The following is a 14,111-nucleotide window of genomic DNA, read 5'->3' on the forward strand; positions in this document are numbered from 1 at the left end:
CCCGATCGATGAATCGAGGAGACAAGATGTCGCAACTCCCCGACAGCACGTCGGACCTCAGTCGCCGCAACCTGCTGCGCGGTACCGCGGCCGCCGGTCTGCTCGCCACCCCCGCCGTCGGCCTGCTCTCCGCGTGTGCCGGCAGCTCCACGGGGGATGACAAGGCCGACACCGGGGCCAAGACCTCCGACAACCCGCTCGGCGTGGCCGACAGCGGCCAGGTCGAGGTGGTCGTCTTCAACGGCGGCCTCGGTGACGCGTACGCGAAGTTCGACGTGACCGTCTTCAACAAGAAGCACGCGAACGTCAAGGTCAACCTGAGCTCGACGCAGAAGATCAAGACCGAGCAGCAGCCGAAGTTCAGCACCACCCCGGCCGACCTGATCAACAACGCCGGCGCCGACATCATGGCGCTGGACACGCTGGTCAACGAGGGCGCGCTGACCGAGCTCACGCCGCTGCTGGACGCGCCGAGCTGGGACGACCCCAACCAGAAGGTCCGCGACACCCTGCTGCCGGGCACCGTCAACGACGGCACGTTCGACGGCAAGGTGTTCGTGCTGAACTACGCGTACACCGTGTTCGGCATGTGGTACAACCAGGCGCTGTTCGACAAGAACGGCTGGACCATGCCGACGACCTTCGACGAGTTCTTCGCGCTCGCCCCGAAGATCAAGGCGGCCGGCACCGCGCCGTTCGCGTTCGCGGGCAAGTACCCGTACTACATGCGCTGGGCCATCATGAGCTGGATCTGGAAGTCCGGCGGCAAGCAGGCGGTCGTCGACATCGACAACCTCAAGCCCGGTTGCTGGAAGACCCCTGAGGTGATGGCCGCCCTCGAGGCGACCGAGAAGATCGTCAAGGACGGCTACACGCTGGCCGGCTCGGCGACGCTGACCCACACCGAGTCGCAGCAGGCGTGGCTCGACGGCAAGGCGGCGATCCTGCCCTGCGGCACCTGGCTCGAGAACGAGATGCGCCAGACGATCCCGTCCGGCTTCCAGATGAAGCTCGCCAACTTCTGGGACGTCAGCGCGAACGACAAGGCCAAGGGCGCCGTGTACGCCGGCTCGGGCGAGAACTGGATCGTCCCGAAGAAGGCGGCCAACGCGGCTGGCGGCATGGAGTTCCTGCGGGCCATGTTCTCCGTCGAGGGCGCCGGCAAGTTCGCGGAGCTGACGAGCTCGCTCTCCTCGCGGGCCGGTTCGGGCGACAAGGTCACCAACTCGACCGCGCTGGTCTCGGCCGGCGAGGTCATGAAGAAGGCCACGGGCGACCTGGTCTCCTTCAAGCACCCCGACTGGTACGCCGACGTCGACAAGGCGGAGCAGAACGCGATCGGTGAGCTGATGGCCGGCCGTATGACCGCCGCGAAGTTCGCCGATACGCTCCAGGCGGCCACGGACAAGGTGGCCGGCGACAGTTCCATCAAGAAGTTCACCCGCGACGCCTAGAACGGATAGTCGAGATGCGGCACGGTAAAGCCCGCTTCATCACGAGTTTCCTGTTCCTGCCGGTGCTGCTGTACGTGTTCTACGTGCTGTGGCCCTACGCGCAGGACATCGGGTACTCGCTGACGAACTGGGGCGGTTACTCCGACACACAGGAGTTCGTCGGGCTGGACAACTACGTCCGGCTGGTCAAGGACGAGCTGATCCGCAAAGCCTTCTGGCACAGCGTGTTCTTCCTGGTCACCGTGCCGGTCTTCACGATCGCACTGGCCCTGCTCTTCGCGTTCCTGCTCAATGTGGGCGGACGCGGGAGCAGGGCCGGGGTCCGCGGCGTCTGGGGCTCCAACGTCTACAAGGTGATCTTCTTCTTCCCGCAGGTGCTCTCGCTCGTGCTGGTCGCCATCATGTGGCAGGCCATCTACCGCGGCGACAGCCAGGGCCTGCTCAACGGGATCCTGATGAAGATCGGCCTGGTCGACGCCGACAAGCCCCTGCAGTTCGTCGCCGACCCGACGCCTTTCCTCGGCGTACCCACCGTGCTCTGGTTCCTGCTCCTGATCGCGGTCTGGGGCGGCACCGGTTTCTACATGGTGCTGTTCTCCGCGGCGATGCAGTCGATCCCCAAGGACATCTTCGAGGCCGCGACGCTCGACGGGGCCAGCCGGATCAGCGCGTTCTTCCGGATCACGCTGCCGCTGCTGCGCGACTCGGTCTCGGTCGCCTGGGTCTACCTCGGCTTCATCGCCCTCGACATGTACGCGCTGGTCTACGTCATGACGCCCAGCCAGGGTGGGCCTGACCACGCGAGCGAGGTGTTCGCGTCGGTCATCAACTTCACCGCGTTCAACAAGGGCCAGTTCGGCTACGCCTGCGCGATGGCCGTCGCCCTCGGCATCTTCACCCTGCTGCTGGCCGCCGTGCAGCTGCGGGTCACCCGCCGCGAGCGGATCGAGTACTAGGAGTCGGCATGAGTACGGTTACTACGCCACCCTCGGCGGGCACCGTCGGCGTGGCCGCCCCGCAGCCCGACCGGCGGCGCGCGAAGGACGGCTCCTCGCTCGGCGACGTCGCGGTCAGCGGCTTCTCCCACCTCTTCCTGCTCGTGTGGGGCGCGATGGTGGTGCTCCCGCTGCTGTGGGTGGTGGTCTCCTCGTTCAAGACCGACCAGGAGATCATCCGCAAGCCGCTCTCGCTGATCCCCGAGGGCCTGCACTGGGGCAACTTCTCGCGGGCCTGGACCAACGGCCACTTCACCGACGTCTTCCTCGACACGGTGATCATCGTGGGCGGCGGCGTGTTCCTCACGATGCTGCTCGGCTCGATGGCCGCGTACGTGCTGGCCCGGTACGAGTTCCCCGGCAACCGGGTCATCTACTACCTGTTCCTGGCGGGCCTGACGCTGCCCGTCTACATGGCCGCGGTGCCGCTCTACAAGGGCATCGACAACATGGGCAAGATCGTGCCGTTCCTCGGGCACAACCAGTACGCGATGCTGATCCTGGTCTACGTCGCCTGGTCGCTGTCGTTCACGGTCTTCTTCATGCACTCGTTCTTCCGCACGCTGCCCACCACGGTGGCGGAGGCGGGGCTGGTCGACGGCTGCTCGCACACCGCGCTGTTCTTCCGGGTCATGCTGCCGATGGCCAAGCCCGGCCTGATCAGCATCGGCATCTTCAACGTGATCGGGCAGTGGAACCAGTGGTACCTGCCCGTGCTGCTGATGCAGCCCCAGAGCGGCGAGGACAAGCGCGCCCCGATCTCGCAGGCGCTGATCGACCTCTCGGTCAACCAGGGCTACCGGTCCGACTGGTCCGGCATGTTCGCCGGCCTGACGATGGCGATGCTGCCGGTGCTCGCGGTCTACATCATCTTCCAGCGCCAGGTCCAGGCGGGCCTGACGGGGAGCATCACGAAGTAACTGTCGTACCCGTCGGGTCTAATGGGTCCGTGCTGGTCGCGGCGGTTCCGGGGGAGGGCGGTTCGGGTCGGCTCCTGCCGCTCGACGACAGGGGCCGCCCAGCCGGCGCCGCCGCGACCGTGCCGTCCCTGGCCTCGGCCGTCGCGTCGCTCGAAGCTTCCGATTCGCCGCGCTGGGTCTGGCCCGCGACGTCGGCTGTTTATCCCGGGTTGCTCCGATCCGGGGTGCGGGTCGCGCGGTGTCATGACGTCGAGCTGACCGAGGCGCTGCTGCTCGGGTCCGCGGGGTCCTGGGGTGCGCCGCGGTCTCCCGCCGCCGCGCTGGCCCGGTTGCGGGGCACGCCGGTGCCGCCCGATCCGCCGCCTGCCGCGGCGACGCCGCCCGGGGGTGGGCAGGGCGAGCTGTTCGCGGCGCCGTCGGCTTCGTCGTCGGTCGGGCTCGAAGACCTGGTCACCGTGTACGCGGACCAGCGCGCCCGGATGGCCGACGTGCCCACGTCGCCCGCGGGGTTCCGGCTGCTGGTGGCCGCCGAGTCGGCCGGTGCCCTGGTCGCGGCCGAGATGGGGTTCGCCGGGCTGCCGTGGCGGGCCGACCTGCACGACGAGCTGCTCCGCTCGCTGCTGGGGGCGCCGTCAGCGGTGGGTGGGCCGCCGGCCCGCCTTGTGACGCTGGCCGCGGAGATCGCCGCCGCGTTCGGGGTCCGCTCGGTGCACCCGGAGTCCCCGGGCGAGCTGCTCAAGCTGTTTCACCGGGCCGGAGTCGACGTGCCCAACACGCGGTCCTGGGTGCTGCAGCACGTCGACCATCCGGCGGTGCGCCCGGTGCTGGCCTACAAAGAGCTCTACCGGATCTGGACGGCGCACGGCTGGGCGTGGCGCGACGCCTGGGTGCGCGACGGCCGGTTCCGGCCCGAATACGTGCCGGGCGGGGTGGTCTCCGGGCGGTGGGCCAGCCGCGGCGGGGGAGCGCTGCAGATCCCCAAGGTGGTCCGGCGGGCGGTGGTCGCCGACCCGGGCTGGCGCTTCGTGGTCGCCGACGCCGCCCAGCTCGAGCCCCGCGTCCTGGCCGCGGTCTCGGGCGACGCCCGGCTGGCCGCGGCGGGCCGGGCCGGCGACCTCTACGCGGCCCTGGCGGCCGACGCCTTCGACGGCGACCGGGCCAAGGCCAAGGTGGCACTGCTCGGCGCCATGTACGGCCAGACGGGCGGCGCGGCGGTGCCGGCGCTGGCCGCGCTGCGGGGGCACTACCCGACGGCGTTCGACTACGTCGAGAGCGCGGCCCGCACGGGGGAGGGCGGCGGCCTGGTGCGGTCCTGGCTGGGGCGCACCTGCCCGCCGTCGTCGGTCTCGGTGTCGCTGGCCGACGCGGGTTACGAGGGCGGCGAGCCCGCCGCGGGCGGTGGTGCGCGGGCGCGGGCCCGCGGCCGGTTCACCCGCAACTTCGTCATCCAGGCCACGGCGGCCGAGTGGGCCCTGGCGCTGCTGGCGACGCTGCGCACGACACTGGCCGGCACGCCGGCCGAGCTGGTCCTGTTCCAGCACGACGAGGTGCTGGTGCACTGCCCGGCCGACCAGGCGGAGGCGGTGGTCACGGCGGTCCACGAGGCGGGCGAGCGCGCGACCCGCACGCTCTTCGGCGACACGGAGGTCCGCTTCCCGATGGAGGCGACCGCGGTCGACTGTTACGCGGAGGCCAAATGAGCACTGATTCGGTGACGTCCCGCGACGGGACGCCGATCGCCTACACGCGCGCCGGGGCCGGGCCGGCGGTCGTGCTGGTGGGCGGCGGGCTCGACGACGGCGCCGAGAACGCGCCCCTGGGCGCGGCGTTGGCGCGGTCGTTCACGGTCGTCAACTACGCGCGTCGCGGCCGCGCGCCCAGTGGCGACACCGCGCCCTACGCGGTGGAGCGGGAGATCGACGACCTGGCCGCGTTGCTGGCCGTGGTCGACGGTCCCGCGCATCTCTTCGGCGCCTCCTCGGGCGGGGCGCTGGCGCTCACCGCCGCGGCGGCCGGGCTGCCGGTCGGGCGGGTCGCGGTCTACGAGGTTCCCTACTTCACCGACGCGGGCCTGCGCGCCGCCTGGGCCTCCTATGTGGACGAGCTGACCGCGCTGCTGGCCGCCGGGCGGCCCGACGAGGCCCTCGCCGCGTTCATGCGGGTCGCCGGGTCCGGCCCCGACGACATCGCCGCCGCCCGGGCGGCACCGGTCTGGCCGTCGTTGGTCACGCTCGCGCCGACGCTGGCCTACGACGCGGCGTGCCTCGGCGACGGGAGCGTGCCGGCGGAGCGCCTCGCCGCGATCCGGCAACCGGTGCTCGTCGCCACCGGAGCCGACGCCGAGGGCCTGACCTTCTTCCACAGCGCCGCCGACGCGCTGGTGGCCGCGCTGCCGCACGGCACGCGCGCGGTGCTGTCGCGACCCGGCCACGTCGCCGACCCCGAGATCCTGGCCCCGGTGCTGCGGGACTTCTACGTGTCGTGACGCGTGGGTGCTTGCCGCCCGGCCCGCCGCCGGACGAGCGTGGCCCGGGTCGGTGACCCAGCTTGTCAGCGCTCGTCGAGCTGCTCGGCCAGGCCGACGATGATCCCCTCGGGGCCGCGGACGTAGCAGAGCCGGTAGCTGTCGCCGTACCGGACCAGCTCGCCGACGAGCTCGGCGCCGTGGGTGCGCAGGCGGGCGAGGACGTCCTCGATGTCCTCGACGGCGAACATGATGCGACCCATGCCCAGCGTGTTGGCCGGCGCGTTCCTCGGCTCGGCGCTGATCGCCTTGGGCGTGTGGAACGTCGTCAGCTCGACCCGGCCGTGGCCGTCGGGGGTGCGTACGACCGCGATGTCCGCCCGGACCCCGTCGAGCCCGACGAGCTGGTCGACCGACGCGCCCTCGACCGTCGTCTGACCCTCCAGCTCGAGACCGAGCGCGACGAAGAACGCGATCGCGGCCGCGAGGTCGTCGACGACGATGAGGACGTTGTCCATCCGCTTGACCATTGGTGCTCCTTCTTCCGGGATGCGTGGCTTCAGCCTCCACCGGGGACAACCCATTCGTCCAATGCCAACTTCTGCGGTTATCCATAAGTACGATGAATGAATGCTGGACCTCGTGCGGCTACGCATCCTCGCGGCGATCGCCGCGCACGGCTCGGTCACCCAGGCCGCCAAACACCTGAGCTACTCCCAGCCCGCGGTCAGCCACCACCTGGCCCGGCTGGAGGCCGAGACGGGCGCCCGCCTCGTCCAACGCGTCGGGCGGGGCATCCGACTCACGCCCGAGGGTGCGCACCTGGCCCGCCGCGCCGCCGAGATCGTCGGGCGGGTCGACACCGCCGCCGCGGAACTGTCGGCGATGGTGGGCCTGCGTACCGGCCGGGTCCGGGTCGCCGGCTTCCAGTCGGCGCTCGCGGCCCTGATCCCGCACGCGGCGGCCACCCTGCGCCGCGACCACCCCGGCATCGAGTTGCACCTGGCCGACGCGCACCCGCAGGTCGCCCTGGACCTGCTGCGCGACGGGCAGGTCGACGCCGCGGTCATCTTCCGGTACGACGACACGACACCGGACGACATCCGCGCCACGCACCTGTTCGACGACCCGATGCACCTGCTCAGCCTGCGCGCGGGCGAGACGCTGCGCGACCACCGCGACGCCGACTGGATCGCGGGCTGCGAGAACTGCCGCCGCGAGTTCGTCGACGCCTGCGAGCGGGTGGGCTTCACCCCGCACGTCGCCTACACCAGCGATGATGTGATCGTCGAACAGGCCCTCGTCGCCGCCGGCATGGGCGTGGCCACGATGCCGGGCCTGTCCCTGCGTACCCACCGGGCACCGGGCATCGAAGCGACCCCGCTGCCGGACTTCCGGCGCCGCGTCTACCTGGCGACCTACGGCGACCCGCCGGACCCACCGGCCACCGCGGCCTTCGTGGCGGCGCTGCGTCAGGCGGTCGCCGAGGTCCGCCCGGGCGAGGCCGCGGCGGGCTAGCGCAGGGTCATCCGTCCATGGTGCCTGGGCTCAGCCGGTGGCCGTCGCGAAGACGATCACGTTGTCCTGGTAGTTGTGCGTCTTCGCGTCGAACTCACCGCCGCAGGTGACGAGGCGCAGGCCGGGCTTGTCGTTCGGGCCGTACACCAGGTCGGTCGGGAACTTCCTCTTCGGGTACGACTTGACGCCGTCGACGGTGAAGCTCGCGGTGATGCCGTCCTTGCGCGTCACCGTGATCACGTCCTTGGGCCGCAGCTCACCCAGCTTGAAGAAGACAGCCGGTGCCGTCTTCGTGGTGACGTGGCCGACGATCACGGCGTTGCCGAGCTCGCCGGGTGTGGGGCCGAGCGAGTACCAGCCCGCGAGGTCGGCCTTCTTGAGCGGCGGCACCTGCAGGGTGCGGTCCTTGTTGAGCTTCAGGTTGAGGATCGTGGCCGACACGCCGATCCGCTTGATGGCGACGGTCACGGGCTCGGAGCGGCTGAGCGGGACCGGCGCGGGCGCCGGTGTCGCGGCCTTGTCGGCCGGCCGCGGCGACCCGCTCGCGGCCTTCGGACGGGGCGACCCGCTGGGCGTGGCCGCCGGCAGCGTCGGCTCGAAGTCCGGTGCGGCCGCGGCGACCGGCGCCGGGGGCGTCGGCGCCCCCTGCATCGACGCGCCGAGCAGGCCCACACCGGCCAGTGCGGTCAGCGCGACGAGCACGGCGCCGGCGGCGCGCCACGGAGTTCCGTGGCGGCCGCCGGTTCGTGCCGTCGGGCCCTCAGGCCACAGAGCCATCGGTCCGCCGGCGGCGCAGGAGGACGAGCCCACCCAGCGCGGCCGCGCCGACCAGCGCGCCGCCGGTGGTGGCGAGCGTCGCGTCGGTGCCGCCGCCGGCGCCACCGTCGACCCAGCCCTTCGGCGGGCCGCACTCCTTGTCGCCGTCCTTCTTGGCGGCTTCTTCCTTCACCGGCGCCCCGTGGGGGGCCTCCTTCTTGTCTTCCTTGCCCTGCCACTCGCTGGCGGCGCAGGCCTTGTCGTCATGACCCTTCGTCCAGTCACCGCCGGGGTCGCTGGCCAGCGCGATGCCGGGTGCGATCAACAGCGTCGCCCCGCCCAGCGCGACGCTGGCGAGAACCTTGCCGACGAACCTCTTAGACATGGGTGATGTCCCTTCTTGCCCCCGTGAGCCCGACGGACAGCCGAGCCATGACCGACACTAGCCATGTTGTACGTTTTGTGAGGCTTTATCAGCAACGTCGGATAAATCCGTCGCTGCCCGAGTCGGCCGGTCGGATAGACGACTGCGGCGGTGCGCACCGGGGGCGGCCGTGGCAAGACTGTGGTCCGTATCGATTCACTCGCCGTGCGGAGGCTGGCGTGGGTCGGATCGCGGGAATCGTCATAGCTGCCGGTGGGGGCCGGCGCATCGGCGGCCCGGAGGCATTGCTGCGCCGCGGCGAGGCCCTCCTGGTCGACACGGTGTGCGGGATCGCCCGCGAGGTCGGCTGCGCTCCGCTGGTCGTGGTGCTCGGCGCCGCGGCCAACCAGGTGCGCGCGGCCGCCGCCCTGACCGGCACCACAGTCGTGGTCGACAAGGCCTGGGGCACAGGCCTCGGCTCCAGCCTGCGGGTAGGCCTGGAGGCCCTGACCGAAGCAACCTCGCCCACCGCGCCGGCTCGCGCGACCGCGGCCTCGACGGGCGGCGCGCCGGCGGTCTCGCGGGCTGGCCTGCCGGTGGCTTCCCCGGCTAGCGCCCCGGCGGCCTCGCGGGCTGGCCTGCCGCCCGCTCCCCCGGCTGGCGCCCCGGCGGCCTCGCGGGCTGGCCCGCCGGCTTCGACGGCGAGCGCCCCGGCGGCTTCGCCGGCTGGCGCCCCGGGGGCTTCGCCGGCTGGCGCCCCGGCGGCCTCGCCGGACGGTGCGGCCGGTGGCCCCGTCGACGCCGCCCTGGTGCTCACCGTCGACATGCCGGGCGTGACCGTCGAGGCCGCCCGCCGGGTGGCCCTGCTCCCACACCCGGGCGCGCTGGTCTGCGCGACCTACGCGGGCCTCCGCAGCTACCCGATGCTGCTCGGCCGCCGCCACTGGCCCGGCATCGCCACGCTGGCGAAGTCCGACGTGGGCGCACGCCCGTACCTGCTGGCCCACCAGACCGAGATCGTCGACATCGCCTGCGACGCGGTGGCGGACGGCCACCGCCTGGACAAGCCCGACCTGGTCACCGCCTTCGGCCTGACCAGACCAACCGCCGACTGACCGCGCGGGATTGATCGGGGAACGCCGCATCCAACCCGCGTCGGTGGGGTAGGTAGGGGCATGGCCCAGGACAAGAACCAGACACCACCAGAAGACGAGCCGGAACAGCCCAACGAGCCCAATGAGTTCGGGTTCGCCGGGGGTGCTACCGGGCCCGAGCCGAACCTTACCGACGACGAAGTCTCGGAGGGGGAGGAGATCGCCGTGCCGGCCGGGGACATCACCGGTGCCATCGTGAGCGCCATCGAAGGTGGGCGGGAACGCGACGAACGCCACGATGACAAGGAGCGGCGCGACGAGCAGAGTTGACCTGGCCAGCCACGGTCGACGAACGGGGAAAGAAGCAATGACCACGTCGCGGGAGGAACGGTTCGCGCGCGGGATGGCGGTGCTCACCGCGGTCAACGGCGAGAACGGCGCGAAGTTCATCGACTCGCTCGCGGACGTCTCACCCGAGCTCGGGCACCAGGTCGCGGCCTGGGCGTACGGCGACATCTACGCCCGGCCGCAGCTCCCGCCCCGCGACCGGCAGCTCGTCACCCTCGGCATGCTCACCGCCCTCGGTGGCTGCGAGCCGCAGCTCGAGGTCCATGTCGACGCCGCGCTGAACGTCGGCCTCACCCCGCGGGAGATCGTCGAGGCGCTGCTGCAGAGCGCCGTCTACTGCGGCATGCCCCGCGCCCTCAACGCCACCTCCGTCGCCAGGAAGGTGTTCGCCGCGCGCGGCCTCCTGCCCGTCAGGGACGAGACCCAGGGCGACTAGAGCTCGTACCGCGTCCCCACCGTGTTCGGGCGGGTCGCGGCCGGCATCGCCGTCGCCAGCGCCTGCTGGGCGATCCACGACGTGCAGTGTGACGGCACCAGCAGCGCCGGCGACTCGGCGGCCAGCGCCGCGACCGTCGAGTCGACGACCGGCCCGGCGCGCAGGTGGAAGCCGCCGAGCACCGCGTACACCTGGGAAATGCCCGTCAGCCGCTTCGCGTAGCGCACGATGTTGACCACCCCGGCGTGCCCGCAGCCGGTCAGGATGACGAGACCTTTGCCCGCCACGTGCAGCACGAGGGCCTGGTCGTCGTGGATCAACGGATCCGGCTGCCACGACCCGTCGACGAGAGCTTCGTGGTTCGGGATGCCCTGCTCGAACGGCACCGTCCGGTCGACCTCGCCGGTCACTAGCAGCATGCCGTCCAGCAGGTACGACGGCTGCCGCCCCTCGATGATCTGGAAGCCGACGCCCTCGATCGCGGACCGCGACGGGACGGGCAGCTCGAAGGCGCGGTCCGGACCGGTCACCAGGCGGCGCGCCCGCCAGAAGTCGGGATGAAGGAAGACCGGCATGTCGGTACGACCGAGCCGGCGCACCAGCCCGTCGAGTCCCATCACATGGTCGAAGTGCCCGTGGCTGAACACGATCGACTCGAACGAGTCGGGCCGCAGCTCCAGCCGGTCCAGGTTGCCGATCAGCCCGTCGGGCGTGACCCCCGCGTCGAACAGGATCCGCCGGGCGGCACCGTCGACCCGCAGCTCGACGAGCGCCGAGAAGCCGTGCTCGGCCCGCAGCCCGTCGACCGTCTGCCCGGCCACCGAGATCGCGTCGGGCACCGGCGCGGCCCGGCCACCGCTGCCCACCGCCCCCCAGCGCTTGATCGGGCCCTCGTCGGGCAGCAGCACGTCGGTGTAGTTGTCGATCAACGTCGTGACGTGCACACCGTCGACCGGACGCAGCGTTACGGACGCCTCCATCACGCCATTGTGCGCCCGCAAGGGCCTAGTCACGGCCCATGGTGAGGATGAGGTCAGCGACCAGCGCGGTCCAGCCCGTCTGGTGCCACGCGCCCAGCCCGGCACCGTTGTCACCGTGGAAATACTCAGGAAAAACGATGAGATCCCGCCAGTCGGGATGCGTCTGGAACAGCTCGCACGCGCCGTAGATCGCCCGGCGCCCGGTGCGGTCCCGGGTGAACAGCCCGATCACCCGCCGGGAGAGATCGTCGGCGATCGCCGCCAGCGGCAGCCGCACCCCCGATCCCGTCGGATACTCCACCAGCAGGTCGTCGCCGAAGAACGCCCCGAACTCGCGCAGCGCCCCGATCAGCAGGAAGTTGGTCGGCAGCCAGATCGGCCCGCGCCAGTTGGAGTTGCCGCCGAACAGCCCACTCGTCGACTCGGCCGGCTCGTAGCCGACCGTGAACTCCTGCCCGCCCAGCGACACCGTGAACGGCTTGTCGAGGTGCTGGCGGGAGAGTGTGCGCAGCCCGTACGGCGACAGGAACTCGGTCTCGTCGAACATCCGGGACAGCATCCGGACGAGTTGCTCCGGCGCGACCATCGCCAGCAGCCGCTGTTGCCGCCCGTCGCCCGCCCGGCGCCGGGTGCCGACGACCAGACCGTATTCCGGCCGGTTCTGCAGGAACCAGCGCAGCCGCAGCGACAGTTCCGGGAGCCGGTTGACCACGTGCGACGACATCGACGCGGTCGCGGCCAGCGGCAGCAGCCCGACCACGGAACGCACCTTGAGCGGCACCTTCGAGCCGTCCGGCAGCCGCAGCACGTCGTAGAAGAACGCGTCCTCGGCGTCCCACAACCCCTGCTCGTACGCCGCCGACGCGATGTAGGCGAAGTGCTCGAAGAACTTCGTGGCGATGTCCTCGTACGCCGGCGCGTGCACCGCCAGGGTCAGCGCCATGTCGAGCAGGTTCAGCGCGTACATGGCCATCCAGCCGGTGCCGTCGGACTGCTCGAGCACCCCGGCGACCGGCAGCGCCGCCGACCGGTCGAACGGGCCGACGTTGTCGAGGCCGAGGAAGCCGCCCTCGAACACGTTGTTGCCGGTGACGTCCTTGCGGTTGACCCACCACGTGAAGTTGAGCAGCAGCTTGTGCATCGCCCGCGCGAGGAAGTCGACGTCGCGCCCGCCGTCGATCTCGAACACCCGCAGCGCCGCCCACGCGTGCACCGGCGGGTTCACGTCGCCGAACGCCCACTCGTACGCGGGGATCTGGCCGTTGGGGTGCATGTACCACTCGCGCAGCAGCAGGAGCAGTTGCGCCTTGGCGAACGCGGGGTCGACCCGCGCCAACGTGACACAGTGGAACGCCAGGTCCCAGGCCGCGAACCAGGGGTACTCCCACGGGTCCGGCATGGAGATGACGTCGAAGTTGGTCATGTGCCGCCAGGCGCTGTTGCGCCCGTGCCGGCGTCCGGCTGGTGGCGTCGGCGAGCCCGGGTCGCCGTCGAGCCACTGCCGCACGTCGAAGTGGTAGAACTGCTTGCCCCACATGAGGCCCGCGATCGCCTGCCGCAGCACGGAAGCCTCGTCCGCCGACGCGCCGGCCGGGGTCAGCGCGGCGAAGAAGGCGTCCGCCTCGGCCGACCGCGCGGCGAACACGGCGTCGTGGTCGGCTCCCAGATCCAAACGTGGTGCGGGGCGGCGCGGCCCACCAGGTGGCGCGACGGCGCACAACCGCAGCCGGATCGTCGCCGACGACCGCGCCGGCACCTCGAGCACGTAGTGCAGCGCCCCCTTGGTGCCGACGCGGGCCGGGTTGACCGTCGCCGCACCCTGCACGACGTGGTCGTTGATGCCGTCCTTCGGATAGCGCGACCCGCCGGCCAACCCCCAGAGCCGCTGCGCGTTGGACTCGTTGTCACACAGCAGCGGCGTCGGTGCGCCGTCGCCCTCCAGCACCAGGTCGCCCAGCACCCAGTGGCTGCCGACCAGCCGGTTGTCGCCGTCGGCGGCCAGCCGGGGCACGGCGTCGCGTCCGGGCAGCCCCCACGACCAGGTGTTGCGGAACCAGAGCGTGGGCAGCACATGCAGGGTGGCGGCCTCGGGACCGCGGTTGGCCACCGTGATCCGCACGCAGACGTCGGTCGGCGCGGCCTTGGCGTAGTCGACGGTCACGGCCCAGAACCGGTCCTCGGCGAACACGCCGGTGTCGACCAACTCGTATTCCGGCTCGTCCCGGCGGCGCAAAGCGTTGACCGCCACCAGCCGGTCGTACGGGAACGCCGCCTGCGGATAGTGGTAGCGCCAGCGCATCGCGGAGTGGGTGGGCGTCGACTCCTCGTACCACCAGTACTCCTTGACGTCCTCCCCGTGGTTGCCGCCGTCGCCGCCGAGGCCGAACATCCGCTCCTTGAGGATCGGGTCGACGCCGTTCCAGAGGGCCAGCGCGAGGCAGAACGTCTGTCGGTCGTCGCAGATCCCGGCCATCCCGTCCTCGTTCCACCGGTAGGTGCGGGACCGGGCGTGGTCGTGCGGGAAGTAGTCCCAGGCGGTGCCGTGCTCGCTGTAGTCCTCGCGGACCGTGCCCCAGGCGCGCTCCGCGAGGTAGGGCCCCCAGGAGCGCCAGGGCCGCGCGCCGCTGTCGGCCTCGGCGAGCCGTGCCTGTTCGGCCAGCACCTCGGCGGTCACCTCCATGCCATTGATCTTCCCCCGCAGCCCGCGCCCCGGGTCATTTTGCGCCGGGCGTGTTACCAACCGCCGCAACCAGTCACAACGGCGCCGGGTTCTCCATGCCGA

13 protein-coding genes and 2 pseudogenes are annotated in these 14,111 nt (G+C 71.4%); 10 read left to right on the top strand and 5 right to left on the bottom strand.

The genetic code is table 11. The annotated features are described in order from the left end of the window. Window positions 1-26 precede the first annotated feature (26 nt). From ngcE to Asi02nite_RS09605, 5 genes are read left to right on the top strand one after another with little or no spacing between them, the layout of a single operon-like run. Window positions 27-1,454, top strand: coding sequence for an N-acetylglucosamine/diacetylchitobiose ABC transporter substrate-binding protein (gene ngcE / locus Asi02nite_RS09585; protein WP_203711847.1), 1,428 nt, complete (start codon window positions 27-29; stop codon window positions 1,452-1,454). A 14-nt stretch (window positions 1,455-1,468) separates the two neighbouring features. Then, window positions 1,469-2,410 carry a carbohydrate ABC transporter permease gene (locus Asi02nite_RS09590; RefSeq protein WP_203711848.1) on the top strand — a complete coding sequence of 314 codons (942 nt, stop codon included), beginning with the start codon at window positions 1,469-1,471 and terminating at the stop codon, window positions 2,408-2,410. An 8-nt stretch (window positions 2,411-2,418) separates the two neighbouring features. Then, the gene (locus Asi02nite_RS09595; protein WP_203711850.1) at window positions 2,419-3,369 is read left to right on the top strand and encodes a carbohydrate ABC transporter permease; all 951 of its coding nucleotides are present in this window, start codon (window positions 2,419-2,421) and stop codon (window positions 3,367-3,369) included. A gap of 29 nt (window positions 3,370-3,398) precedes the next feature. Beyond that, the gene (locus Asi02nite_RS09600; protein ID WP_203711851.1) at window positions 3,399-5,069 is read left to right on the top strand and encodes a bifunctional 3'-5' exonuclease/DNA polymerase; all 1,671 of its coding nucleotides are present in this window, start codon (window positions 3,399-3,401) and stop codon (window positions 5,067-5,069) included. After that, window positions 5,066-5,854, top strand: coding sequence for an alpha/beta fold hydrolase (locus Asi02nite_RS09605; protein WP_203711853.1), 789 nt, complete (start codon window positions 5,066-5,068; stop codon window positions 5,852-5,854). Before Asi02nite_RS09600 ends, Asi02nite_RS09605 begins: the two co-directional genes overlap by 4 nt. Before the next feature lie 65 nt (window positions 5,855-5,919). On the opposite strand, the gene Asi02nite_RS09610 is transcribed toward Asi02nite_RS09605, so the two are convergent. Further along, window positions 5,920-6,363 carry a VOC family protein gene (locus Asi02nite_RS09610; protein ID WP_239126598.1) on the bottom strand — a complete coding sequence of 148 codons (444 nt, stop codon included), beginning with the start codon at window positions 6,361-6,363 and terminating at the stop codon, window positions 5,920-5,922. A gap of 100 nt (window positions 6,364-6,463) precedes the next feature. Between Asi02nite_RS09610 and Asi02nite_RS09615 the strand changes: the two genes are divergently transcribed. After that, window positions 6,464-7,351 (top strand): LysR family transcriptional regulator, encoded by an 888-nt coding sequence (locus Asi02nite_RS09615; protein ID WP_203711854.1) that lies wholly within the window; start codon window positions 6,464-6,466, stop codon window positions 7,349-7,351. 30 nt (window positions 7,352-7,381) lie between these two features. Here the strand turns inward: Asi02nite_RS09615 and Asi02nite_RS09620 are convergent, their stop codons facing one another. Beyond that, window positions 7,382-8,128, bottom strand: coding sequence for a class F sortase (locus Asi02nite_RS09620; protein WP_203711855.1), 747 nt, complete (start codon window positions 8,126-8,128; stop codon window positions 7,382-7,384). Then, window positions 8,112-8,492 carry a hypothetical protein gene (locus Asi02nite_RS09625; protein WP_203711856.1) on the bottom strand — a complete coding sequence of 127 codons (381 nt, stop codon included), beginning with the start codon at window positions 8,490-8,492 and terminating at the stop codon, window positions 8,112-8,114. Before Asi02nite_RS09625 ends, Asi02nite_RS09620 begins: the two co-directional genes overlap by 17 nt. A 47-nt stretch (window positions 8,493-8,539) precedes the next feature. Between Asi02nite_RS09625 and Asi02nite_RS42700 the strand changes: the two are divergent. The 4 genes and pseudogenes from Asi02nite_RS42700 to Asi02nite_RS09640 all read left to right on the top strand — a co-directional run. Beyond that, window positions 8,540-8,974: pseudogene (locus Asi02nite_RS42700) on the top strand (NTP transferase domain-containing protein); the annotation flags it as partial. Window positions 8,975-9,208: 234 nt separating this feature from the next. Beyond that, a pseudogene (locus tag Asi02nite_RS42705) lies at window positions 9,209-9,586 on the top strand (NTP transferase domain-containing protein); the annotation flags it as partial. Window positions 9,587-9,646: 60 nt separating this feature from the next. Next, a complete protein-coding gene (locus Asi02nite_RS09635; RefSeq protein WP_203711858.1) occupies window positions 9,647-9,895 on the top strand; it encodes a hypothetical protein in 249 nt (82 codons plus the stop codon). A 37-nt stretch (window positions 9,896-9,932) separates the two neighbouring features. Beyond that, window positions 9,933-10,349: a carboxymuconolactone decarboxylase family protein gene (locus Asi02nite_RS09640; RefSeq protein ID WP_203711859.1), complete on the top strand. Its 417-nt coding sequence runs from the start codon at window positions 9,933-9,935 to the stop codon at window positions 10,347-10,349. On the opposite strand, the gene Asi02nite_RS09645 is transcribed toward Asi02nite_RS09640, so the two are convergent. Together Asi02nite_RS09645 and Asi02nite_RS09650 are read right to left on the bottom strand one after the other, a co-directional pair. Beyond that, window positions 10,346-11,329 carry an MBL fold metallo-hydrolase gene (locus Asi02nite_RS09645; RefSeq protein WP_203711860.1) on the bottom strand — a complete coding sequence of 328 codons (984 nt, stop codon included), beginning with the start codon at window positions 11,327-11,329 and terminating at the stop codon, window positions 10,346-10,348. The genes Asi02nite_RS09640 and Asi02nite_RS09645 overlap by 4 nt on opposite strands. A gap of 25 nt (window positions 11,330-11,354) precedes the next feature. Next, window positions 11,355-14,009: an MGH1-like glycoside hydrolase domain-containing protein gene (locus Asi02nite_RS09650; RefSeq protein ID WP_203711861.1), complete on the bottom strand. Its 2,655-nt coding sequence runs from the start codon at window positions 14,007-14,009 to the stop codon at window positions 11,355-11,357. Between the last annotated feature and the right edge of the window lie 102 nt (window positions 14,010-14,111).

This window comes from Asanoa siamensis, from assembly GCF_016862555.1.
Taxonomy (GTDB): domain Bacteria; phylum Actinomycetota; class Actinomycetes; order Mycobacteriales; family Micromonosporaceae; genus Asanoa; species Asanoa siamensis.

Bases quoted from the DNA above. Each gene is read 5' to 3' on its own strand.
- ngcE (WP_203711847.1), top strand. From the start codon at position 27: ATGTCGCAACTCCCCGACAGCACGTCGGACCTCAGTCGCCGCAACCTG.
- Asi02nite_RS09590 (WP_203711848.1), top strand. From the start codon at position 1,469: ATGCGGCACGGTAAAGCCCGCTTCATCACGAGTTTCCTGTTCCTGCCG.
- Asi02nite_RS09595 (WP_203711850.1), top strand. From the start codon at position 2,419: ATGAGTACGGTTACTACGCCACCCTCGGCGGGCACCGTCGGCGTGGCC.
- Asi02nite_RS09605 (WP_203711853.1), top strand. From the start codon at position 5,066: ATGAGCACTGATTCGGTGACGTCCCGCGACGGGACGCCGATCGCCTAC.
- Asi02nite_RS09610 (WP_239126598.1), bottom strand. From the start codon at position 6,363: ATGGTCAAGCGGATGGACAACGTCCTCATCGTCGTCGACGACCTCGCG.
- Asi02nite_RS09615 (WP_203711854.1), top strand. From the start codon at position 6,464: ATGCTGGACCTCGTGCGGCTACGCATCCTCGCGGCGATCGCCGCGCAC.
- Asi02nite_RS09620 (WP_203711855.1), bottom strand. From the start codon at position 8,128: ATGGCTCTGTGGCCTGAGGGCCCGACGGCACGAACCGGCGGCCGCCAC.
- Asi02nite_RS09625 (WP_203711856.1), bottom strand. From the start codon at position 8,492: ATGTCTAAGAGGTTCGTCGGCAAGGTTCTCGCCAGCGTCGCGCTGGGC.
- Asi02nite_RS09635 (WP_203711858.1), top strand. From the start codon at position 9,647: ATGGCCCAGGACAAGAACCAGACACCACCAGAAGACGAGCCGGAACAG.
- Asi02nite_RS09640 (WP_203711859.1), top strand. From the start codon at position 9,933: ATGACCACGTCGCGGGAGGAACGGTTCGCGCGCGGGATGGCGGTGCTC.
- Asi02nite_RS09645 (WP_203711860.1), bottom strand. From the start codon at position 11,329: ATGGAGGCGTCCGTAACGCTGCGTCCGGTCGACGGTGTGCACGTCACG.
- Asi02nite_RS09650 (WP_203711861.1), bottom strand. From the start codon at position 14,009: ATGGAGGTGACCGCCGAGGTGCTGGCCGAACAGGCACGGCTCGCCGAG.